12 protein-coding genes are annotated in these 17,152 nt (G+C 71.3%); 5 read left to right on the top strand and 7 right to left on the bottom strand.

What is annotated here, in order from left to right; translation table 11 throughout:
• Positions 1 to 35: 35 nt before the first annotated feature.
• The 6 genes from FRADC12_RS13340 to FRADC12_RS13315 all read right to left on the bottom strand — a co-directional run bounded on the left by FRADC12_RS13340 (position 36) and on the right by FRADC12_RS13315 (position 6,019).
• Positions 36 to 2,342: an ATP-binding protein gene (locus FRADC12_RS13340; RefSeq protein ID WP_045876895.1), complete on the bottom strand. Its 2,307-nt coding sequence runs from the start codon at positions 2,340 to 2,342 to the stop codon at positions 36 to 38.
• On the bottom strand, positions 2,342 to 3,208 hold the full coding sequence (locus tag FRADC12_RS13335; RefSeq protein WP_084010695.1) for a DUF2637 domain-containing protein: 867 nt from the start codon (positions 3,206 to 3,208) through the stop codon (positions 2,342 to 2,344). The genes FRADC12_RS13340 and FRADC12_RS13335 overlap by 1 nt, the downstream gene beginning before the upstream one ends.
• Complete coding sequence (locus FRADC12_RS13330; RefSeq protein WP_045876894.1) at positions 3,205 to 3,732, bottom strand: hypothetical protein; 528 nt, start codon at positions 3,730 to 3,732, stop codon at positions 3,205 to 3,207. The genes FRADC12_RS13335 and FRADC12_RS13330 overlap by 4 nt, the downstream gene beginning before the upstream one ends.
• The gene (locus FRADC12_RS13325; protein WP_045876893.1) at positions 3,729 to 4,328 is read right to left on the bottom strand and encodes a WhiB family transcriptional regulator; all 600 of its coding nucleotides are present in this window, start codon (positions 4,326 to 4,328) and stop codon (positions 3,729 to 3,731) included. Before FRADC12_RS13325 ends, FRADC12_RS13330 begins: the two co-directional genes overlap by 4 nt.
• Positions 4,329 to 4,502: 174 nt before the next feature.
• Positions 4,503 to 5,717, bottom strand: a complete 1,215-nt coding sequence (locus FRADC12_RS13320) for a helix-turn-helix domain-containing protein (protein ID WP_045876892.1) — start codon at positions 5,715 to 5,717, stop codon at positions 4,503 to 4,505.
• Positions 5,714 to 6,019 (bottom strand): putative quinol monooxygenase, encoded by a 306-nt coding sequence (locus tag FRADC12_RS13315; protein WP_232303769.1) that lies wholly within the window; start codon positions 6,017 to 6,019, stop codon positions 5,714 to 5,716. The genes FRADC12_RS13320 and FRADC12_RS13315 overlap by 4 nt, the downstream gene beginning before the upstream one ends.
• 2,053 nt (positions 6,020 to 8,072) lie before the next feature.
• Here FRADC12_RS13315 and FRADC12_RS13310 point away from each other — a divergent pair.
• The 5 genes from FRADC12_RS13310 to FRADC12_RS13290 all read left to right on the top strand — a co-directional run bounded on the left by FRADC12_RS13310 (position 8,073) and on the right by FRADC12_RS13290 (position 15,663).
• Entirely contained in the window at positions 8,073 to 9,332 is a 1,260-nt protein-coding gene (locus tag FRADC12_RS13310) for a glycosyltransferase family 4 protein (RefSeq protein ID WP_045876890.1), read from the top strand.
• A 3-nt stretch (positions 9,333 to 9,335) separates the two neighbouring features.
• Positions 9,336 to 10,133 (top strand): class I SAM-dependent methyltransferase, encoded by a 798-nt coding sequence (locus FRADC12_RS13305; protein ID WP_045876889.1) that lies wholly within the window; start codon positions 9,336 to 9,338, stop codon positions 10,131 to 10,133.
• Positions 10,120 to 11,409: a prenyltransferase/squalene oxidase repeat-containing protein gene (locus FRADC12_RS13300; RefSeq protein WP_052710891.1), complete on the top strand. Its 1,290-nt coding sequence runs from the start codon at positions 10,120 to 10,122 to the stop codon at positions 11,407 to 11,409. The genes FRADC12_RS13305 and FRADC12_RS13300 overlap by 14 nt, the downstream gene beginning before the upstream one ends.
• A 24-nt stretch (positions 11,410 to 11,433) precedes the next feature.
• Positions 11,434 to 12,051 carry a class I SAM-dependent methyltransferase gene (locus tag FRADC12_RS13295; protein WP_045876888.1) on the top strand — a complete coding sequence of 206 codons (618 nt, stop codon included), beginning with the start codon at positions 11,434 to 11,436 and terminating at the stop codon, positions 12,049 to 12,051.
• Between the two features lie 3,333 nt (positions 12,052 to 15,384).
• Complete coding sequence (locus tag FRADC12_RS13290; protein WP_198152891.1) at positions 15,385 to 15,663, top strand: helix-turn-helix transcriptional regulator; 279 nt, start codon at positions 15,385 to 15,387, stop codon at positions 15,661 to 15,663.
• On the opposite strand, the gene FRADC12_RS31260 is transcribed toward FRADC12_RS13290, so the two are convergent.
• Positions 15,660 to 17,066 carry an NsdA family TPR-like regulatory protein gene (locus FRADC12_RS31260; RefSeq protein ID WP_157488840.1) on the bottom strand — a complete coding sequence of 469 codons (1,407 nt, stop codon included), beginning with the start codon at positions 17,064 to 17,066 and terminating at the stop codon, positions 15,660 to 15,662. The genes FRADC12_RS13290 and FRADC12_RS31260 overlap by 4 nt on opposite strands.
• Between the last annotated feature and the right edge of the window lie 86 nt (positions 17,067 to 17,152).

Raw genomic sequence — 17,152 nt, 5'->3', positions numbered from 1 at the left:
CCTGACGGCTACGTAAAGTGACGATCCTGAGGGGGTTAGTCGGTGTCGTCGTCGTCGGTCCGGCGGGCGCGTAGGGCGCGGCGGATGTCGGCCAGGGCGTAGCCGTTGCGGTTGCGGCCGCCCTTGTTGACCTGGACGGGGGTGATCCCGTCGGGCTTGAGGGCCTTCGTGAGTGACCCTTCGTCCATGCCGGTGTAGCGGGCCGGGTAGATGTCCTGGAGGCGGGCGAGGATCGAGGCGGCCTGGGCTTTCGGGTCGTCGCCGGGCCAGACGGCGGCGACGTCTTCGAGCACGGTGACGGTGACCTCGATCGGGCGGTCCTCGCCGGCGGCGGCGCCGATCAAAGTGCCGGCGTCGAGACGACGCTGCCGGCCGATCTTGCAGGCTTGGTCGAACTCGGCGGGGGTGAGCAGGTCGGTCCGCACGACTTGCAGGTCACCGCCGCGGGGGGTGGGGACACCGCCGATGATCGCGGCGCCCTTGTGGTGCTCCATGAACCGGTCGGTGCGGTAGCCGGTGGCCGAGATGTCCGCGCCGAGGATCGCGTCGGAGCCTTGCCGGGTCTTGGTCCGCAGCGCGATGCGGACCGTGGTGACGTCGCGGAAGTCGGCCGGGATCACGTCCGCGGCCGGCCGCTGCGTGATCGCGACCAGCGTGTAGCCGGCGGCCGGGGCGGTCTTGGCCAGCCACACCAGCACGTCCAGGGCGGCCTTGCGGATGTCGCGGTTGGTGGCCTTGAGCAGGTTCTGCAACTCGTCCACGACGATCAGATGGGCGCGCATCCCGGCGTCGGCGAGTTCCCGGGTCAGCTTGTCCTCGGGCATCTCCTTGGCCGTCAGGGTCCGGAACGACGCGAGGCGTTCCCGCGCCTCGCTGCGGCGCCGTTCCAGGATCGACAGCGCCCGCAGGAGGTCTTCCTCCTCGTCACCGGCGGAGAAGTCGACCGCGACCTGAGCGGTCGGCAGCCAGTCCCGCCCGCCCTTGCAGTCGATGGCCGTCAGGTCGCAGAACGGGTCCAACACCCCCGGGGCGACCAGCACCTTCGCGGCGAACGACTTGCCCGCCCGCGGGACGGCGCCGACCAGGAAGCTGTTGAACAGCAGGGACGGGGTCACGGCGTGCCCGACCGGGGTGCGGGCCATCGGCTGGGGGTCCCAGACACTGACCTTGGGCAGGCGGGCCAGCGGGGACCGGGTCGGGGGCAGCGTCATCGGGTCCTCGTCGGCGACGTACAGCGACACCCGACGCGACCGGCCGGCCACCGGTTCGGGGAACACCTGCGCGGTGTCGACGTCCAGCCCGGACGCCAGCTTGTCGACCGCGTCGGCGGCGTCCCCGGCGGTCTTGCCGTAGGGCAGGTCGACCACCACCTCGTAGCCGCGCCCGTTCGCCGACCGGGAGATCGGCGCGGCCAGGGTCGGGCGGGTGTCCTCGGACAGTTCGTGGCCGTCCTTGTCCAGCCGCGGCGGCGCCCCGCCCAGCCCGGCCGCCCGCAGCGCCCGCATGACGATGGCGTCGGTCAGTTCCCGGTACTTCCCGGACGCCGCCATCACCCCGGCCACCAACGGCCGGCCCGGGTCCGAGCCCAGCCACGTCAGCCCCGCGACGACACCGGCCCCGATCAGGGTCCGCGCCAGGACACCGAAGGTCGTGACCACGATCGTGGCCGCGACCGCCGTCGCGATCAGGCCGAGGGCCAGGACGACCAGGCGGGCCTTGACCCGGGCCGCCCGGTCCTCCCGCACCCGGACGAAGTCCGCGGCATCGGTCCGGCCACCGGTGGACAGGGCCTGCTCCATCCCGTCCGCCCGGATGTCCAGCGCCCACACCAGCAGCCGGGACACCAGGCGGAACGCGCCCTTCGGGGTCCGCCACGCCACCCGGCCGACGTACACCGGGGCGCGGAAGGCATGGAAACGGACCTTGTACCACTGCACACCCAGCCACCACCCGGCCACCGCCCGACGCGACGACGCAGACCGCATCCATCCCGGAACGACCGGGCGGACCTCCACCCCCCGGGAAGGCAGCACGACACCTTCGAGCACCACCCCGCGAGGGACGGCGGCCGGACGGGTGCCGGCCGCGACAGCGGGGGCCGTGACCGTGCTCGTGTCAGCCGCTTCGGGCGACGAGTCGTCGGCGGACGGCGTCGACGCATCCGGCGGCGCCGTGTCCCGATAGCGGCCGGCGACCGCAGCCACGGCGGCCCAGTCAGAAACACCCTGGGCGTCGGCGACGTACAGCGGCGCGCCCTGGGCGGGCACATCCGGGGTCCACGGGCCGGGCACGACCACACCCCCCGGCGGGGTCAGTGCGTCGATCGGGTCGTGCTCGGGCATCAGACACCTCCCATCGCCGCAGCAGCGGCGGGCTTGTTACGGATCTCGGCGAGGTAGCGGCGCGCCGTCGCCGGGGTCAGCCCGGCGGCCGGTCCCAGCTCGGCGGCGAGCTGCCGGTCCGAACGCGGGTCATCCGGAGGGATCGGGCCGAGTAGCTCGGCGAGCGTGTGACGGCCCGACCGTGCCGGCCGGCGGGTGGCACCGGTGCCACGGGCACGGCTGGCAGCGGTGCCGCGCGGCCGGGTGGCACCGGTACCGGCCGAGGTCGCCGGGCGGACCGGCACCGGTACCACCGAGGGAGCCGGGGCGGGTGGCGCGTCAGCGGGTGGCACCGGTGCCACGGCCGCCGGGGCGGTGGTGAGGGCGGCGCGGATCTGGCCGCCGACCTCCAACAGCGCGATCGACGCGACGACCACCAGGCCGTCCACCGACAGCGGCAACAGGTGCGCCGACACCGGCGTCTCGCCGTAGCGCAGCGCCACGGACACCATGTGGAAGTAGGAGACGTAGGCGGCGATCAGCGCTACGGCGGCCATCGCCACCCGGCCGACGTAGGCCAGCGCCCGGCGGTGCACCGGCACCCGCGAGATCAGCTCCACCGTGATCAGCAGAGCCACCGGTGACCATGCGGAGATCGCCCGGCCCACGATCGAGGGCTGGGCGTGCAACATGTTCGCCGCGATCGATGCGGCGACCCCGAGGACGAGCGCGGCGCGCACACCCCACTGCAAGCGCCGCAACCGGCGCAGCTTGTCCTCCGCCGACGACACGACAGCCGCCACCGGGGCGATGACCGGCACGGCGGCCAGGTCCAGGCCGCGCGGGTCGTCATCGGGCGCGGGCATGGTGAGAACGGGCGTGGTCATGCGGCACCTGCCAGCGACGACGGAACAGACGAGTCGGGGGTGAGGGCGGCGTCGATGCGGGCGAGTTCGTCGGTGAGGGTCGCGACCCGGGCGGCCCACAGGTCGCAGACGGGCCACACGTCGTCGTCGGCCGGGGCGTCGGCCAGGCGGCGCTGAGCGCGGGTGAGGTCGTCGGCCTTGGCGGCGCGCAGCTCGGTGAGACGGGCGCGGCGCTCCTCTGGCGTGCCGTAGCGGCCGGCGCTGCCGGGACCGGCCATCCAGATCGCGAGCGAGACCCGGCCGGGCTCGTCGGCGTCGATCGCGGCGGCCATCGCCAGGCCCTCACGGACCCGGCGCGGCGTCCACGCACTGTCGGGGAACGACAGGTGCAGGTTGACCGCATCGGCCAGGTTTCCCAGAGCCGCGCGGTAACGCAGGGCCCGCATGGCGTCGTCGCGGGGCGAGTCCACGACCGAGCCGACGGTGCGGAACAGCTCGACGCGAGCCGCATCCAGCTCGTCCGGCGTCAGGTCCTCGAAGCTCATGCCGCACCCGCCAGCGACGACGGGACAGGCGGAGTCGACGGGGCGGCGAGGTCGGCGACCTGGTGGGCGGCGGCGAACAGCGCCGGGCGGGTCCGCTCGATCGCGGGTGTGGTGGCCTCGGTCGCGGCGGCGGCCTCGGCGGCGAGGCGGCCGGCCAGCTCGGTCAGGTACACGAGACGGGCCGTCTCGTATGTGGCGTCGTCCGCGTGGACGACGAACGCGACCAGGTAGCCGGTCAGCGCGTCGGCCTCGGCGACCAGCGCGGCGGCCAGGTCGCGGATCAGGCCACGTGCGGCCCGGTCGTTGGTCCGGGCGGCCTGGCGCAGCAGCGCCGTGTGCCGGCGGTCGATCGCGGCCCGCCACGGGACGTAGGCCGCGTGCAGCGGCTCACGGACATCCTCAGCCAGACCAGCGCGGACACCAGCCGGCCACCGGGCCGGCAGATCCTCCGTGACGCACTCCCGACGCACCGGGCAGTCACGGCACAGCCGCGCGGCCTCGGCGGACGGGGCGCCCGGTTCGGACCAGAGAACGAGATCAGTGCCGAGGCAGGCAGCGTCACCACGCCAGCCGTCGGACGAGCCATACTGAGCCAAGGTGCACGACCCCCACATGGTCGGGTGCCCAGGCCCCGGGCCGGTGCTGCGAACACCGGCCGCGGGGCCGCTTATGTTGCGGGCCAGTGACTGCCGCCACCAACCCACACCCGAAGTATGGGGTCGAACTTGCAGTGTCGTCTAGGGGGTAGCCGAACTTTTTGTTCGGCCTAGCTACGCGGGTACGCCACACCGTTCGGCCAGGCCGCGAAGCTCCTCCTCGGCCGGGCGGTCCGCGCCTTGCAGGAGATCCCGTACGAGCGTGCGCACGCGCCCGTGGTCGCGGATCTGCTCCGGCGCGATCTGCTCGGCTTCGAGTAGCGAGGCCACTGCCTCTCTGCGGTCGCGGCGCTGCGCGTGCGCCCGGGCGACGTCGACCAAGAACCGCGCTCGCCGCTCGGGCGAGAGGCCCGAGACGTCGATGCGAGACGCGCGGTCCAGCGCTTCGCCCGCGTCGCCGAGCTCCACCGCGATCGCGACCGCGTGCATGGCGACGTTTGCTGGGCCGAACTCGGTGTTGTAGTCGTTGCGGCCAGGACCGACCGCATCCGCGAGCACCTCGGTCTCGGCGATCAACGCGCGAGCGCCGGTCCGGTCGCCGGCCCGCGCGGCCGCGACCGCTTGGACCAGGTGCAGCGCGCCTAGTACCGCAGTGACAGCGACGTCGCGGCCCGTCGCGTTCGCTCGCAGCACGGTCGCGCCGATCGTCGCCGCGTGCCGGGCTTGTTCGAGGCGGCCAGCGCCCAGCAAGGTCAGCGCCAGCCGGTGCTGACTGGCCGCGACCAACGCTGGATCGCCAGCCCGCTCGGCTGCGAACAGCGCACGGTCGGCCGCTACCCAGCCCGCCTCCGTGTCGCCGGCCTTCGCGAACAGGGCGCCCGCGGCCTGGTAGGCGCTCGACAATGCCGCCGCGATACCGGCGCGCTCCGCTGGGGGCGCAAGTCGCGCCGCGTGCTCCAGGTCGCCGATCAGATCCGCGAGTGCCGGTACGGCTTCGGAGTAGTGCGACGCATGGACTAGAGCCCACGCGCCGTCGACCCGCTCTCGCGCCCTGGCCTCGGTCGTGTCGTCCTCGGTCCGTCCCGGGGCCACCAGCGCGGCCAACGCCGGGTGACCAGTGATCGCCAGCCTCAGCGGCCACCACCACGCGGCAGACTCGGCCGTGGGAGCAACTGGAGCGGTCGGCGCCAGCTCGGCGACCGGCACATTCAGCGTCTCCGCGAGCGACTCCAGCACCGACATCCGGTCGATCTTGCGTACGCCGCGCTCGACCTGCGAGACCCATCCTTCCGACCGGCCGATCAGCCGGCCCAGCTCGACCTGAGACAGCCCGCGCAGTTTCCGGTGGTACGCGACACGGTCGCCCAGCGTCGGCGGTGCCTCGCTCACGACGCGCCGCCGGGCGTGCCCTTGGCGTCGATCAGAGAGAGGAACTCGACTCGCGGCGGACCCGCGAGGAACTCCTCACGCGCCGCGAGGAACCGCCGAACGTGCTCCTGACGCTCGTGCTCATCGAACGCCTCCCGGTCTCGGTACAACTCGTAGAAGACCCGAGCATCCGGGTCTCCCTCCACACCGTGCGTGGCGTAGACCTGCGTGCCAGGTTCGAGCGCCACAATCTCCGGCACCGTCTCGGCGACCAACCGGTCAAACCCGGCCGCCGCGCCCGGCCTCAGCGCGAACCGGACCACCAATCCGAACATCGATCTTGCCTCCCTTACAGCGCGGCGCACCCCCTCCAGCGCGCCTGGCGCCCAGATCATGTCACAGCCGCACCGCAGCTCGCGCCTAGCACTTTTCGTGCGGATCATCAGTGGATCATGGTGTAGCAAGATATGGCTTTTGATACAAAAGCCCGGGCCGCGCGGCGGCGCGATGGGTGCCCCCGGAGAGGGTTGAGCAGGAGCTGTGCCAACTTTCCTTGCTCCTTCAAGACCGGCCTTCGGCCGGACAAGCAGAACCGCCCCGGGCCGGATGATCGGCACGGGGCGGTTGTCGTGTGGGAAGACCTCAGGGGGCTCTGCCCCCCGAACCCCCCGGCCAGATCCAGAGGGGAGGGAAGTGCGGGAACGTGTCCGCGTGATCACTCCGCAGATCTGGCGCCCGAGGGCTACCACCGGAACCCCGACCGCGCAAGATCCGCACGGCGGACGATCGGGGAGGGTCGGACCCCCGACCGCACTCGATCCGCACGGCTGTCGGCTGAAACAGGGGGCGTCGGCGGATCGAGCACGGCCGGCGTTCCTCCGATGGCGGATCTTGCACGGTCGAGAACCCGGCGGTAGGGACAAGCCCGCCAGCTCTCCGGAGGGATCACGCTCGCCCCAGCCATGAGGGCCAGGCCCTCAGGCGACAGACAGCGAACGTGATGTGACACTTTCCGGCATGACGGCGATCTTCGAAGCGCGTGACCCGAAGCGGCGACGACGAGTCTTACTCCTGTCCGTGGTGGTGGTTGGGCTCATCGTTGTCTGCACGGTCGTCGTCCTTGACCGGCTGCGGACTCCGGACAGGCTGACGTATTGCGGGGGGCGTCACTACCTGCGAGGCAGCATAGAGACGCGGGCCGCGGCCGAAGCGCACGGAACGCTCGTGGCCATCGGCCACACACCAGGTCGGGCGGCCATCTTCAGTCACGGGCCCGCGACCGTAGCCGGCGGCGAGACGACATGCCCAACCGTCGTGTGGGTTGCCGATCCGGACGACGCGCATCTTCGGCACTACACCTTGTCTGGTGGTCCCTGACGACCCGCAGCGTTGGCGCGCCGCGCCGCACGCGACGTGCGCGGCCAGGACCCGGCGGCCCCGCCGCGCAGCCGCCTGCGCGCGGCGCTGGCGCGCCGTGCTCGGCGGGCGCGTCGGGCCGCCACCCGCCCGCGCCCGTCGGAGCGTCGCACCACGCATTCGTGCACGAGACCGTGAACGGGAGCCGTGAGGATCGCCCGGACGGGCGTCGATCATCGGTCGTGGACGATCACGGACGGGCGGGACGGGATGGACAGATGCCACGGTGAGACCACGCCGTTTCGTCCGTGGGCTAACTGATAAGGAAGAGGCCGGTGGTTCAAGTCCACCTAGGTCCACGAGCCGGTTCACTGTGTTCGCCGTGCTTTGCACGGCTTCCCGGCTGGCCGCGATGTCTGCCCGGGGGCGACCCCCGGACCCCCGATGTCGGACTTCGTCCGACCGGGTGGGCTCTCGTAGGAGCGAATCGCATGCTTTGCACGGCTTCCCGGCTGGCCGCGATGTCTGCCCGGGGGGCGACCCCCGGACCCCCGATGTCGGACTTCGTCCGACCGGGTGGGCTCTCGTAGGAGCGAATCGCCCCAAAAGATCCCGTAGGCGGGCTGTCGCCTGGGGATCTTTTTCATGCCTGCCGGGGTCGAGCCCCCGATCCCCCATGTTCTGGGGTTGGGTTTCCTTCCGCACCGACTTCACCTCGCCGCCTTCGGCGGCTTGGCCGGGCGGCTGACCGCTTGGTTGCTTTGGGTGATGATCTGATTTCGCACTAGGGGTGACGGGTAGTTACTTGGTGGATGCAGGTGTTGACGCTTCCGCACGGTCGCGGCGCGATGCCATCGGGACGATCGGCTGGGTTGTACGCAATCGTTACGCGTGGGCCTTTGATGTCGAGAGTGCGGGCGATTTGCAGGAAGATCGGCGAAATTTGTCCTAATGTGCCATCAACGGCGCTGCTCTCGACCGGTCGGCGAGAGGGAGCCTCAACCGTGGGAGGGCGCACCGTTGCGGATCGCGTTGCTGTCGTACCGCAGTCTCCCGACTTGTGGGGGCCAGGGCGTGTACGTCCGCCAGCTGTCCAAGGAGCTCATCGGCCTCGGCCACGAGGTCACGGTGGTCAGTGGACCCCCCTATCCGGTCCTGGACGACGGGGTCGGGCTGAGGGAGCTGCCCAGCCTCGACCTGTGGAGCGAGCCGAACCCCTTCCGTTGGCCGGCACCGCGTGAGCTGACCAACGTCGCCTCGATGGCGGAGTTCGTGATGATGCGAACGGGTCAGTTCTCCGAGCCGCTGGCCTTCAGCCTGCGGGCGCACAAGGCGTTGCGGCCGCGCAAGGGGACTCCGCCGCCGTTCGACATCGTGCACGACAACCAGACCCTGGGATACGGGATGCTCGCGCTGCGACGGGCGCTGGCCCCGCACCGCATCCCGCTGGTCGCCACGCTGCACCACCCGATCACCGTCGACCGCCGGCTGCACCTGGAGGCCACCACCGGCCGCCGGGCACGGTTCGGGGTCCGGCGCTGGTATTCCTTCCTTCCGATGCAGGCGCGGGTCGCGCGTGGGCTTGACGGGATCGTGATCCCGTCCGAGAGCTCGCGGACGGACATCATCTCCGACATGGGCCTGGCGGACGGGCAGATGCACACGGTGCCGCTCGGCACCGACCACGAGGTGTTCTCGCCGGACCCGTCGATCGCCAGGGTGCCGGGCCGGATCGTCGTCGTCACCAGCGCGGACGTCCCGCTCAAGGGGCTGATGGTGCTGCTGGAGGCGCTCGCGAAGCTGCGGGTCGAGCGGGAGAACGCGCACGTCGTCTGCGTGGGCAAGGCACGCCCCGGCGGCGCCGCCGCCCGGCAGGTCGTCGAGCTCGGGCTCACCGACGCGGTGACGTTCCGCTCGAACCTGGAACAGTCCGATCTGGTCGACCTGCTGCGGTCCGCCGAGGTGGCCGTCGTGCCGTCGCTGTACGAGGGCTTCAGCCTGCCGGCCGTCGAGGAGATGTCCGTCGGGCTGCCGCTGGTCGCGACCACCGCGGGTGCGCTGCCCGAGGTGACCGGGCCCGACGGTGAGGCGGCGCTGACCGTGCCGCCGGGAGACGCGGGCGCCATGGCGGAGGCCATCAAGCGGCTGTTGGACGACCCGGAGCTACGGGTCCGGCTGGGCGCCGGCGGCCGGGCCCGCGTCGAGGCGAGGTTCTCCTGGCGAGCTGCTACGGCGGCCACCGCGCGGTGGTACGCCGAGCGGATCGACGCCGTCAGGTAGCCGATGCTGACCGTTGACTTCGACCGGTTCCCGGTCGGTCCAGGCGACCGCGTGCTCGACCTCGGTTGTGGGGGCGGTAGGCACGCTTTTGAGGCTTACCGCCGCGGTGCCGATGTCGTGGGCCTGGACTACTCCTTCGACGATGTGGCCGGCGTCGCCCGGATGTTCGGTGCGTTGGCGCTGGAGGGCCAGGTCCCGGCCGCCGCGCGCGCCGGCGGGGTGCGCGGCGACGCCTTCGGGCTGCCGTTCGCGGACGGCACGTTCGACCGGATCATCGCGTCCGAGATCCTCGAGCACCTGCCGGCGGACGGCCAGGCGATGGCCGAGCTGGTCCGGGTGCTGCGCCCGGGCGGGCTGGCCGCCGTCACCGTGCCGGCGTGGCTGCCGGAGCGGCTGTGCTGGGCGCTGTCGTCCGGCTACCACACGGTCGAGGGCGGGCACGTGCGCATCTACCGGCGCGACGAGCTGCTGGGCCGGCTCACCGACGCCGGCCTGGACTACCTCGGGGGCCACAGCGCGCATGCCCTGCACGCGCCCTACTGGTGGCTGCGCTGCCTGGTCGGCGTGCACGACGACGACCACCCGGCGACGCGGCTTTACCACCGGATGCTGGTCTGGGACATGATGAAGCGCCCGCGGGCGACGCGGTGGACCGAGCAGCTGCTCAACCCGGTCCTGGGTAAGAGCATCGTGCTTTACCTGCGCAAGCCCCTGGACGTGAGCCAGCCGGCGGTGGTGCCCGAACCGGCGGCCCCCGCCCGGCTTGAGGCGTTCGCGGAGACCGGCCATGGCGTCGACTGACGCATCGGCGACGCAGCCGTCCGTGGCGGCCCAGGAAGCAGGCTCGAAACCGACCGTGCGACCGACGGTGCCCACCAGGCGAGGCGTGCTCGCCCCCGACCGGCTGGCCGACCTGCACCCGCTGGCGCGCCCGCCGGAGACGAGCCCGCTGTTGACCGCGGCCGAGATCCGGGCGACGGCCGACTCGATCGCCGCCATGCAGGAGCCGAACGGCGCGATCCCGTGGTTTCCCGGCGGCCACACCGATGCCTGGGACCACCTCGAGTGCGCGATGGCGCTGGAGCTCGGCGGACGTGATGATGCCGCCCAGCGCGCGTGGGAGTGGCTGGTGCGCCACCAGCGCGACGACGGCTCCTGGGCGACGAGCTACATCGGGGGCGGGGTCCGGGAGGACTTCGCCGACAGCAACCAGTGCGCCTACGTCGCGACGGCGGTCTGGCACCACTGGCGACGCACCGGTGACGCGGCCTTCGTCGCGGCCCTGTGGCCAGTGGTCCGCGCCGCGCTGAACTTCGTCATCGACATGCAGGCGCCCAGCGGCGTGATCTGGTGGGCCCGCGACGCCGAAGGCAAGGACTACCCGCTCGCGATGCTGACGGGCTGCTCCAGCACGCTGCACAGCCTGCGCTGCGGGCTGGGCCTGGCGGCGCTCGCCGGCGAGACGCAGCCCGACTGGGAGCTGGCCGCCGGCCGGCTCGCGCACGCGCTGCGCGTCCATCCGGAGTACTTCGCGCCGACGTCGCGCTGGTCGATGGACTGGTACTACCCGGTGATCGGCGGGGCGCTGCGCGGATCCGAAGGACTGGCGCGGCTGCGCGGCCGTTGGGACGAGTTCGTCATCGACGGCCTGGGAATCCGGTGCGTCTCCGACGAGCCATGGGTGACCGGCGCGGAGACCTGTGAGCTGGCGATCGCCTTGCACCTCGTCGGCGAGATGACGGCCGCCCGGACGCTCGTCCGGGACATGCAGCACCTGCGCCACGACGACGGCGCTTACTGGACCGGCTGGCAGTTCGTGGGTGGCGCCCACTGGCCGGACGAGCGCAGCACCTGGACGGCCGCCGCCGTCATCCTCGCCGTCGACACGCTCAGCGGAGGCGTCACCGAAGCGGTCTTCCGCGGCGACGACCTGCCCGAGCCGCTGCCGACGCTGGCGCCGGACGACGAGGACCTCGACGATGTCGAGACCCGCGGCGAGCTCGGCTGCGACTGCGACCCGGCGCCGGTCATCGCCGCCTGGTCGGACGATGAGCTGGCCGGCCGGCTGGCCAGCTAGCCGGACTCTGGGAGTACCTGGCTCGTGGATGAGACGTTGCGCCAGGCGGCGCTGGCCGCCAAGGGCTTCATGCCCGAGGACGAGGGGGACGCGCTCTACGCCGCCGCGGCCGAGGTGCCGGCCGGCGGCCTGATCCTTGAGGTCGGCACCTACTGCGGCAAGTCGACGCTCTACCTGGGCGCGGCGGCGCGGGCCGTGGGCGCGCGGGTCGTGACGGTGGACCACCACCGCGGCTCCGAGGAGAACCAGGCCGGTTGGGAGTACCACGACCCGACCGTCGTCGACCCGCGTACCGGCCGGATGGACACGCTGCCGTTCCTGCGGCGCAACCTCTGGGACGCGGGCGTCGAGGACGTCGTGACAGTGGTCGTCGGTCGTACCGAGGAGGTCGGCGGCTGGTGGACGACACCGGTCGCGCTGCTGTTCATCGACGGCGGGCACGCCGAGGAGCAGGCCCACGCTGACTACGCGGCCTGGGGCCGGCACGTCGCCCCCGGCGGGATGCTGCTCATCCATGACGTCTTCCCGGACCCGGCCGACGGCGGACAGGCGCCATACCACGTCTACCTGCGGGCTCTCGCGGACGGCTTCAAGGAGCGCTCCCGCACCGGCTCGCTGCGCGTCCTCGAACGCGTCGAATAGCCGTATGGTCTGGCGGTGCGTGGGCCGCCGCCGCGCGCTCCGTTGATCCGGCGCATTCCGGCGGTCTCGGGCCGCGGGTACGCTGCCGGCTGTGGGCGAGCCCGTCTCCGAGCAAGGGCCGGCTCGTCCCGCCCCGGGAGAGGTGCTGGACGACCTGGGGCGGCGGTACGGCCGCGCCGTCGCCGGCGTCGAGCAGCTGGACACCGGGGTTCTACGGGTTCCCCGGCCGGCTGGCCCGGACGGGGTGGCGCGGGTCTTCGCCGCCCACCGGCCGCGGACGCGGTTCTCGGGGACACGGAGACTCTCGGCTGGCTGGTGGGCCATCCCCAGCTGCGGGCCCTGCGTGGCGAGATCGCCACGGCCGACGACGGGGCCGGCCTGCCGGAGCTTCATCCATCGCGACTTCGTCCTCGCCAGCTGGGTCCGCGTTCCGCGGAACGCGGAGATCGGTTGGCGCGCGGCCGTGCCGCGGGGACCGTCGTCTGCGTTCCGCGGAACGCCGGGACCGGCTAGCGCGGCGGCGCTGGCAATACGAGCCTGGTCGCTGGCCCGCGTTCCGCGGAACGCGGAGATCGGTTGGCGTGCGGTGATGCCGACGCTCGTAGCCCCGCGCCACTCCTCGGCGGCTGCGGGGCACTTACCTGCCGCAACCAGCGTGCGCTAGGTGGTGGAGACGGGGAGACTCGAACTCCCAACCCCTGCCTTGCAAACTGAATGACGCCTGTCTCACCACTTCCATTTGATCTCAGCCATCCTGGTGAGGGGAGTTCCGCGCTCCCACCTGTCTCAGCGCGTCCACCCTGGCGCGGGGCGTCTCGTACGCGGATTCGTACGCGCCGCCTCCTTGGAGTGCCGACCCTTCGGGGCTCATCTCCAGGCCGGCCAACGCTGCCGTCGGCCTTGGCATGCGCCTGCTGCGGCCGGCGGTCCGACAGGGAGATGCCCCCGGCGCCTGGCGCGCGCCCGTCACCGCGGGGGCGGCGTGCACGTCCCCGGCGCCGCCTGGCCGCCGTCGGGGTTCCGATATCCGCCAGCCTCCTGTTGGGGCAGGCAATGGCCGGGGGGGCATCTCTCCGACTGGGCCTAAGGGCCGGCCGCGCCGTCGGTCTATCGGGGGCGGGCTCGACCCCAGGGCAGCGTGAAGGCCGCTGCAATGGCCGTAGGCTGCCCGGCAGGTCGGGGCAAGGTGCCGGTGGTGGCCTCGGCTTAGCCGCCCCTGTTTCAGCCGTGTCGTTGAGCGGCTGAAACAGGGTGCGTGGGCGGCAGGGCGGTGCCGGCGAATGGCGGGAGTGCGTTGACACGTTGACAATCGGCCTGCTGCCCCCTGTTCCAGCAGGTCAGAGACCATATTTCGCTGTCAACGTGCCTGGTTGACGCCTGGTGACAGCGTTGACAGCCGTCCGGGTTACCCACCGCCGCCGGATCGGGGGCTCGGGAAACTCTCCAAGGCCTCCTCGACGCCCCGCGCGCGTAGGGGTGCGCGTAGTGACCCCTACCGAGCCAGCTGGCCGCTGGGACGAGGAGAGTCTGTAGAGCTTGGAGAGTTTCACTCGCTGTAACTGGTCACCCGGACCCCGGGGGCTGGCCGGGGGCGGGGATGGCTAGGCGTGAGACCGCGCGACCCTCGGACCCTCCAAACCATCTCCGCAACCCCGCAACCCCGCAAATGACCCCTTGACCAGCACAAATACCCTGCGGGGGTAGAATGATCTAGGAACCTCCATCTCCGCAACCCCGCACTTTTGCGGGGTTAGACCCCCGTTTGCGGAGATAGACTGAGTACATCTCCGCACCTAAGACCGCAGGTCAGAACCTATTTTGCGGGGTTGCGGGGTTGCGGAGATGTTCCCCCGGCGCCACAGAGAAATTCCCGATGGGTCCGTCAGGGCCGGAGTCGACACGTCGTCTGCGGCCACGGGCGACGGGTCACGCTCGGAGGAGGAAAACGTCGCGCGGGCCGGCCGGCGCGACGGGTCGCACGCCGGCTGGAAGCGCCGCGGCCCGCCGGAGCCGATGAGCGGCCCGCGCGGGCCGAGGGAAGGCCGGAAAGGCCGGTCGGATGCCTCGCGCGCGTAGGCCCGCGCGTAGTGACCCCTCCCCAGGAGGCCCTCGCGCCTGCCGCCGGCCTTTCCGGCCTTTCCGGCCCTTGCGCTCCGGCCGCCGCCACCGACCACACCGCGCCGCCGCCTCGCGTGGCGGCGAGCGGGATGCGGGGCCGGTGACCGCCAACCGATGGGCGGCCCGCGTCGGCGAGCTCGCCGCCGTCGGCCCCAGGTCCGCCCGGCGGGACGCGACCCCGCCGGCCAGGGCGCGACACGTCACGCCTGCGTGACGCGACGGGCCGGCAGCCGGCCACTGGTAACGGATCGCCACCGATTGCGGTCGTCGCGAACTCCGGAAACTCCGGCTGGCGCCCTCGCGCGCGTAGGGGTGCGCGTAGTGTCCCCGCCGCCGCGCACCCGGCCGGCGAGCCGCCGGAGTTTCCGGAGTTTCCGGAGTCTTACGCACCGTCACGTGGCGGGACGTAGCCCGAGTAGGGCGTGCGTGCCAGGCGACCCCAGTCGGGAGGCGACACGACGCGCCGCTCGACCCCGTGAGAGGACGCGACCAGTGGTGTGCTCGCTGGCGTGCCGGTCGTCGCGCTCACGCGGTAACGAACACCGCCGCCGGGCCACGTCACAGCGACAGGCACAACCACCTCGACCTGCCCAGATACCACCCGCGAGGCTGGGAAACCGGGTGCCGGAGGCGTCGTGTGCCCGCCGCCGGGCACCGTGCCCCCCACTTCGCATGCCACCGCGCGCGGCCCCTCCATCCCCGGCAACGTCCCGAGCGGCCAGGCAACCACAGGCACGCGCGTACGGGGCGCCCGCCAGGCCGGGGCGCCGCGGCAGCCGGCGGCGCCGGAGGCGCCCACGGGATGAGCCCCCGAAGGGCCGATCTTGTCCTTTGGCCGGGCGTGGGCTCCGCGCGAGGCCCCGACCCGCCCGCGCGCCCGGAAAGGCGTTGACACGTTGACAACCAACATCAACGACGCCGCTTCCGCAGGTCACAGCCCTGAGACACCCGTCAGCATCACTTGGTGACTGCCGTTGACACCGTTGACACCCCCGCCCGGTCGGCCCGCCGGTGTCAACGCTGTCAGCGGGCGTCAACTGGGGCCGCTGACAGCGAAAGATGCCGCTTGACCTGCTGGAACAGGGCGCAGAAGGCCGATTGTCAACGTGTCAACGCCTTCCGGGGTATCCCGGGTGGCGCAGACTGGGGAGCAACCTCGCTCGCCGCGGCGTTGGCACGGTGGCGTAGGTGGATCAGACGTTAGGATCGTTGATCGTGGCAGTGGACCAGGTGCGGACCGTCCCGGACCCCGAGGCGGAATGGTGGACGACTTCCGACATCGCGGCCTACCTCGGTGTGCGGGTCGGGACCGTAAGCAGCTACCGCCAGCGCGGCCAGATGCCCGCGCCTGACCAGACGATCGGCCGAACGCACATGTGGCGGCCGGCGCGCATCGTGGAATGGCACGAGGCTCGAACTCGAGTCGGGGTCGGCGGCCGGCTGCCCGGTGGTGGCCAAAAGTCGCCCGACGACCCGACACGAGGCGAGCATTAAGCCGGTTGCGCTTCTAGCTGCCGGACGCGCTCCCCGAATGCCTGGACACATGAGAGGCCCTCGAAGGGCTCCAAGTGATCCTTCACCCGCTGAATGTGGCCGACGCAGCGTGCGGAATCGACTTGAGTCAACAGGGCATCGATCGCCTGGCTAGCTATGTCGCAGGCTGTATCGGGTTCGCCCTGCTGTGCGTAGGTGTCCGCCAGGAGCGCTTGTCGCAAGACGCCTTCTCGGGAGTTCGCAACACCTTCGACCTGGGTGGCGGCCAGTAGGTGCTCCCGTGCCCGCGGCCAGTCGCCTAGGCGCATGTAGCAGTAACCGACCTGCTCATTGATCTGCGCATCGTCAAGCCAGTAGGACCATGCGGGCTCGCCGTGCTGCGGTGTAGTACCCCCCATCGCAGCAAGGGCGGTGTCGATGGCTCGCCGCGACTCGGTGACGTCGTCAACGTTTGCGTATGCCTGGGCAGCCCTCATGTTGAGAATGGCCGTCACTGTCGGACTCCCGTCCGCGTAGCCGGAACGCGCACTATCCGCGAGTCTTGTTGCGTCGCGGAATTGGCCGATGTCCTTGGCCTGGCAGCTCATGAATCCCAGCACGTTTGCACCGAGCGCGCGATCCCCGGCCGTATGGGCGCCTCGAAGCGCGGCGACGAAGAAGCGCTGAGCTTCACCGTGGCGGCCGGCGTCGAACGAGAGCCAGCCCGCAAGGCGCAGAAGCTCCGCCATGGTGGCGTAGAGGTCGCGGCCCACCGAATCGGTGTAGCGGCCTTCCCTCAAGAGCGTTTGGACGTAGGCCGCTTGGCTGCGAACGACGTTTATGAGCGATCCGCCGCCAACCTTGTCGTCCATCTTCCGAAGGCTATCGGTCATCTGGCCGAGGTACTCGACGAAAGACGGTTCGATCACTCGGCCCGATCTTCCGATCGTTTCATCGACGGGACGTGCAATGAGCCAGTCATGAGCGGGGGTGGTAAGAGCTGTACCGGACAGAATCAAAAATGACCGACGATTCATGGCATCGCCCCCGCCTTCCGACAGTTCGCGGACAACATCAAGTGTATCGTGAGCCGTCCACGGGAGCAAAAGTGCCGATTCCGCAGGAAGGGCAGCGTCGTCCTGCACGTTTGTGACCCTGACCGGGCGGGCGTCCACCTCGGAGCTGTCGCTATGTTGGCTAAGCAAGAGCAGGAACTTATCCTTGGCCCGCTCCGGTGCTTTATCTAATGCGGCATCAAGTACGTCTTGAATAGAGGGCTTGGGAATTAGGTCGGGCCGTGCCCGCCAATTGGCCACCGTCCGGACCGCAACGCCGAGGTGCGAGGCGAAGCTCTCATTGGACATCCGCAGGGCCTCGCGCAAGGTGTCAGCCTTCGCGCCTGTCCATGAGTCGATGACGTCCATCAGAAGGCGCCCCGATCCTCGGTGAACTGCACTGGTGATGCACGGGCGGTGCATTGGTAGAGCATCGGCGGTTCATGGTCGACTAC

This window comes from Pseudofrankia sp. DC12, assembly GCF_000966285.1.
Lineage (GTDB): Bacteria > Actinomycetota > Actinomycetes > Frankiales > Frankiaceae > Pseudofrankia.
The sequence above is the reverse complement of the archived record's forward strand: the minus strand, read 5'-3'. Positions and strand labels throughout refer to the sequence as shown.

What these genes read in the sequence shown, in the direction of transcription:
- FRADC12_RS13340 (WP_045876895.1), bottom strand. Translation starts at nt 2,342, where the DNA reads ATGCCCGAGCACGACCCGATCGACGCACTGACCCCGCCGGGGGGTGTG.
- FRADC12_RS13335 (WP_084010695.1), bottom strand. Translation starts at nt 3,208, where the DNA reads ATGACCACGCCCGTTCTCACCATGCCCGCGCCCGATGACGACCCGCGC.
- FRADC12_RS13330 (WP_045876894.1), bottom strand. Translation starts at nt 3,732, where the DNA reads ATGAGCTTCGAGGACCTGACGCCGGACGAGCTGGATGCGGCTCGCGTC.
- FRADC12_RS13305 (WP_045876889.1), top strand. Translation starts at nt 9,336, where the DNA reads ATGCTGACCGTTGACTTCGACCGGTTCCCGGTCGGTCCAGGCGACCGC.
- FRADC12_RS13300 (WP_052710891.1), top strand. Translation starts at nt 10,120, where the DNA reads ATGGCGTCGACTGACGCATCGGCGACGCAGCCGTCCGTGGCGGCCCAG.
- FRADC12_RS31260 (WP_157488840.1), bottom strand. Translation starts at nt 17,066, where the DNA reads ATGGACGTCATCGACTCATGGACAGGCGCGAAGGCTGACACCTTGCGC.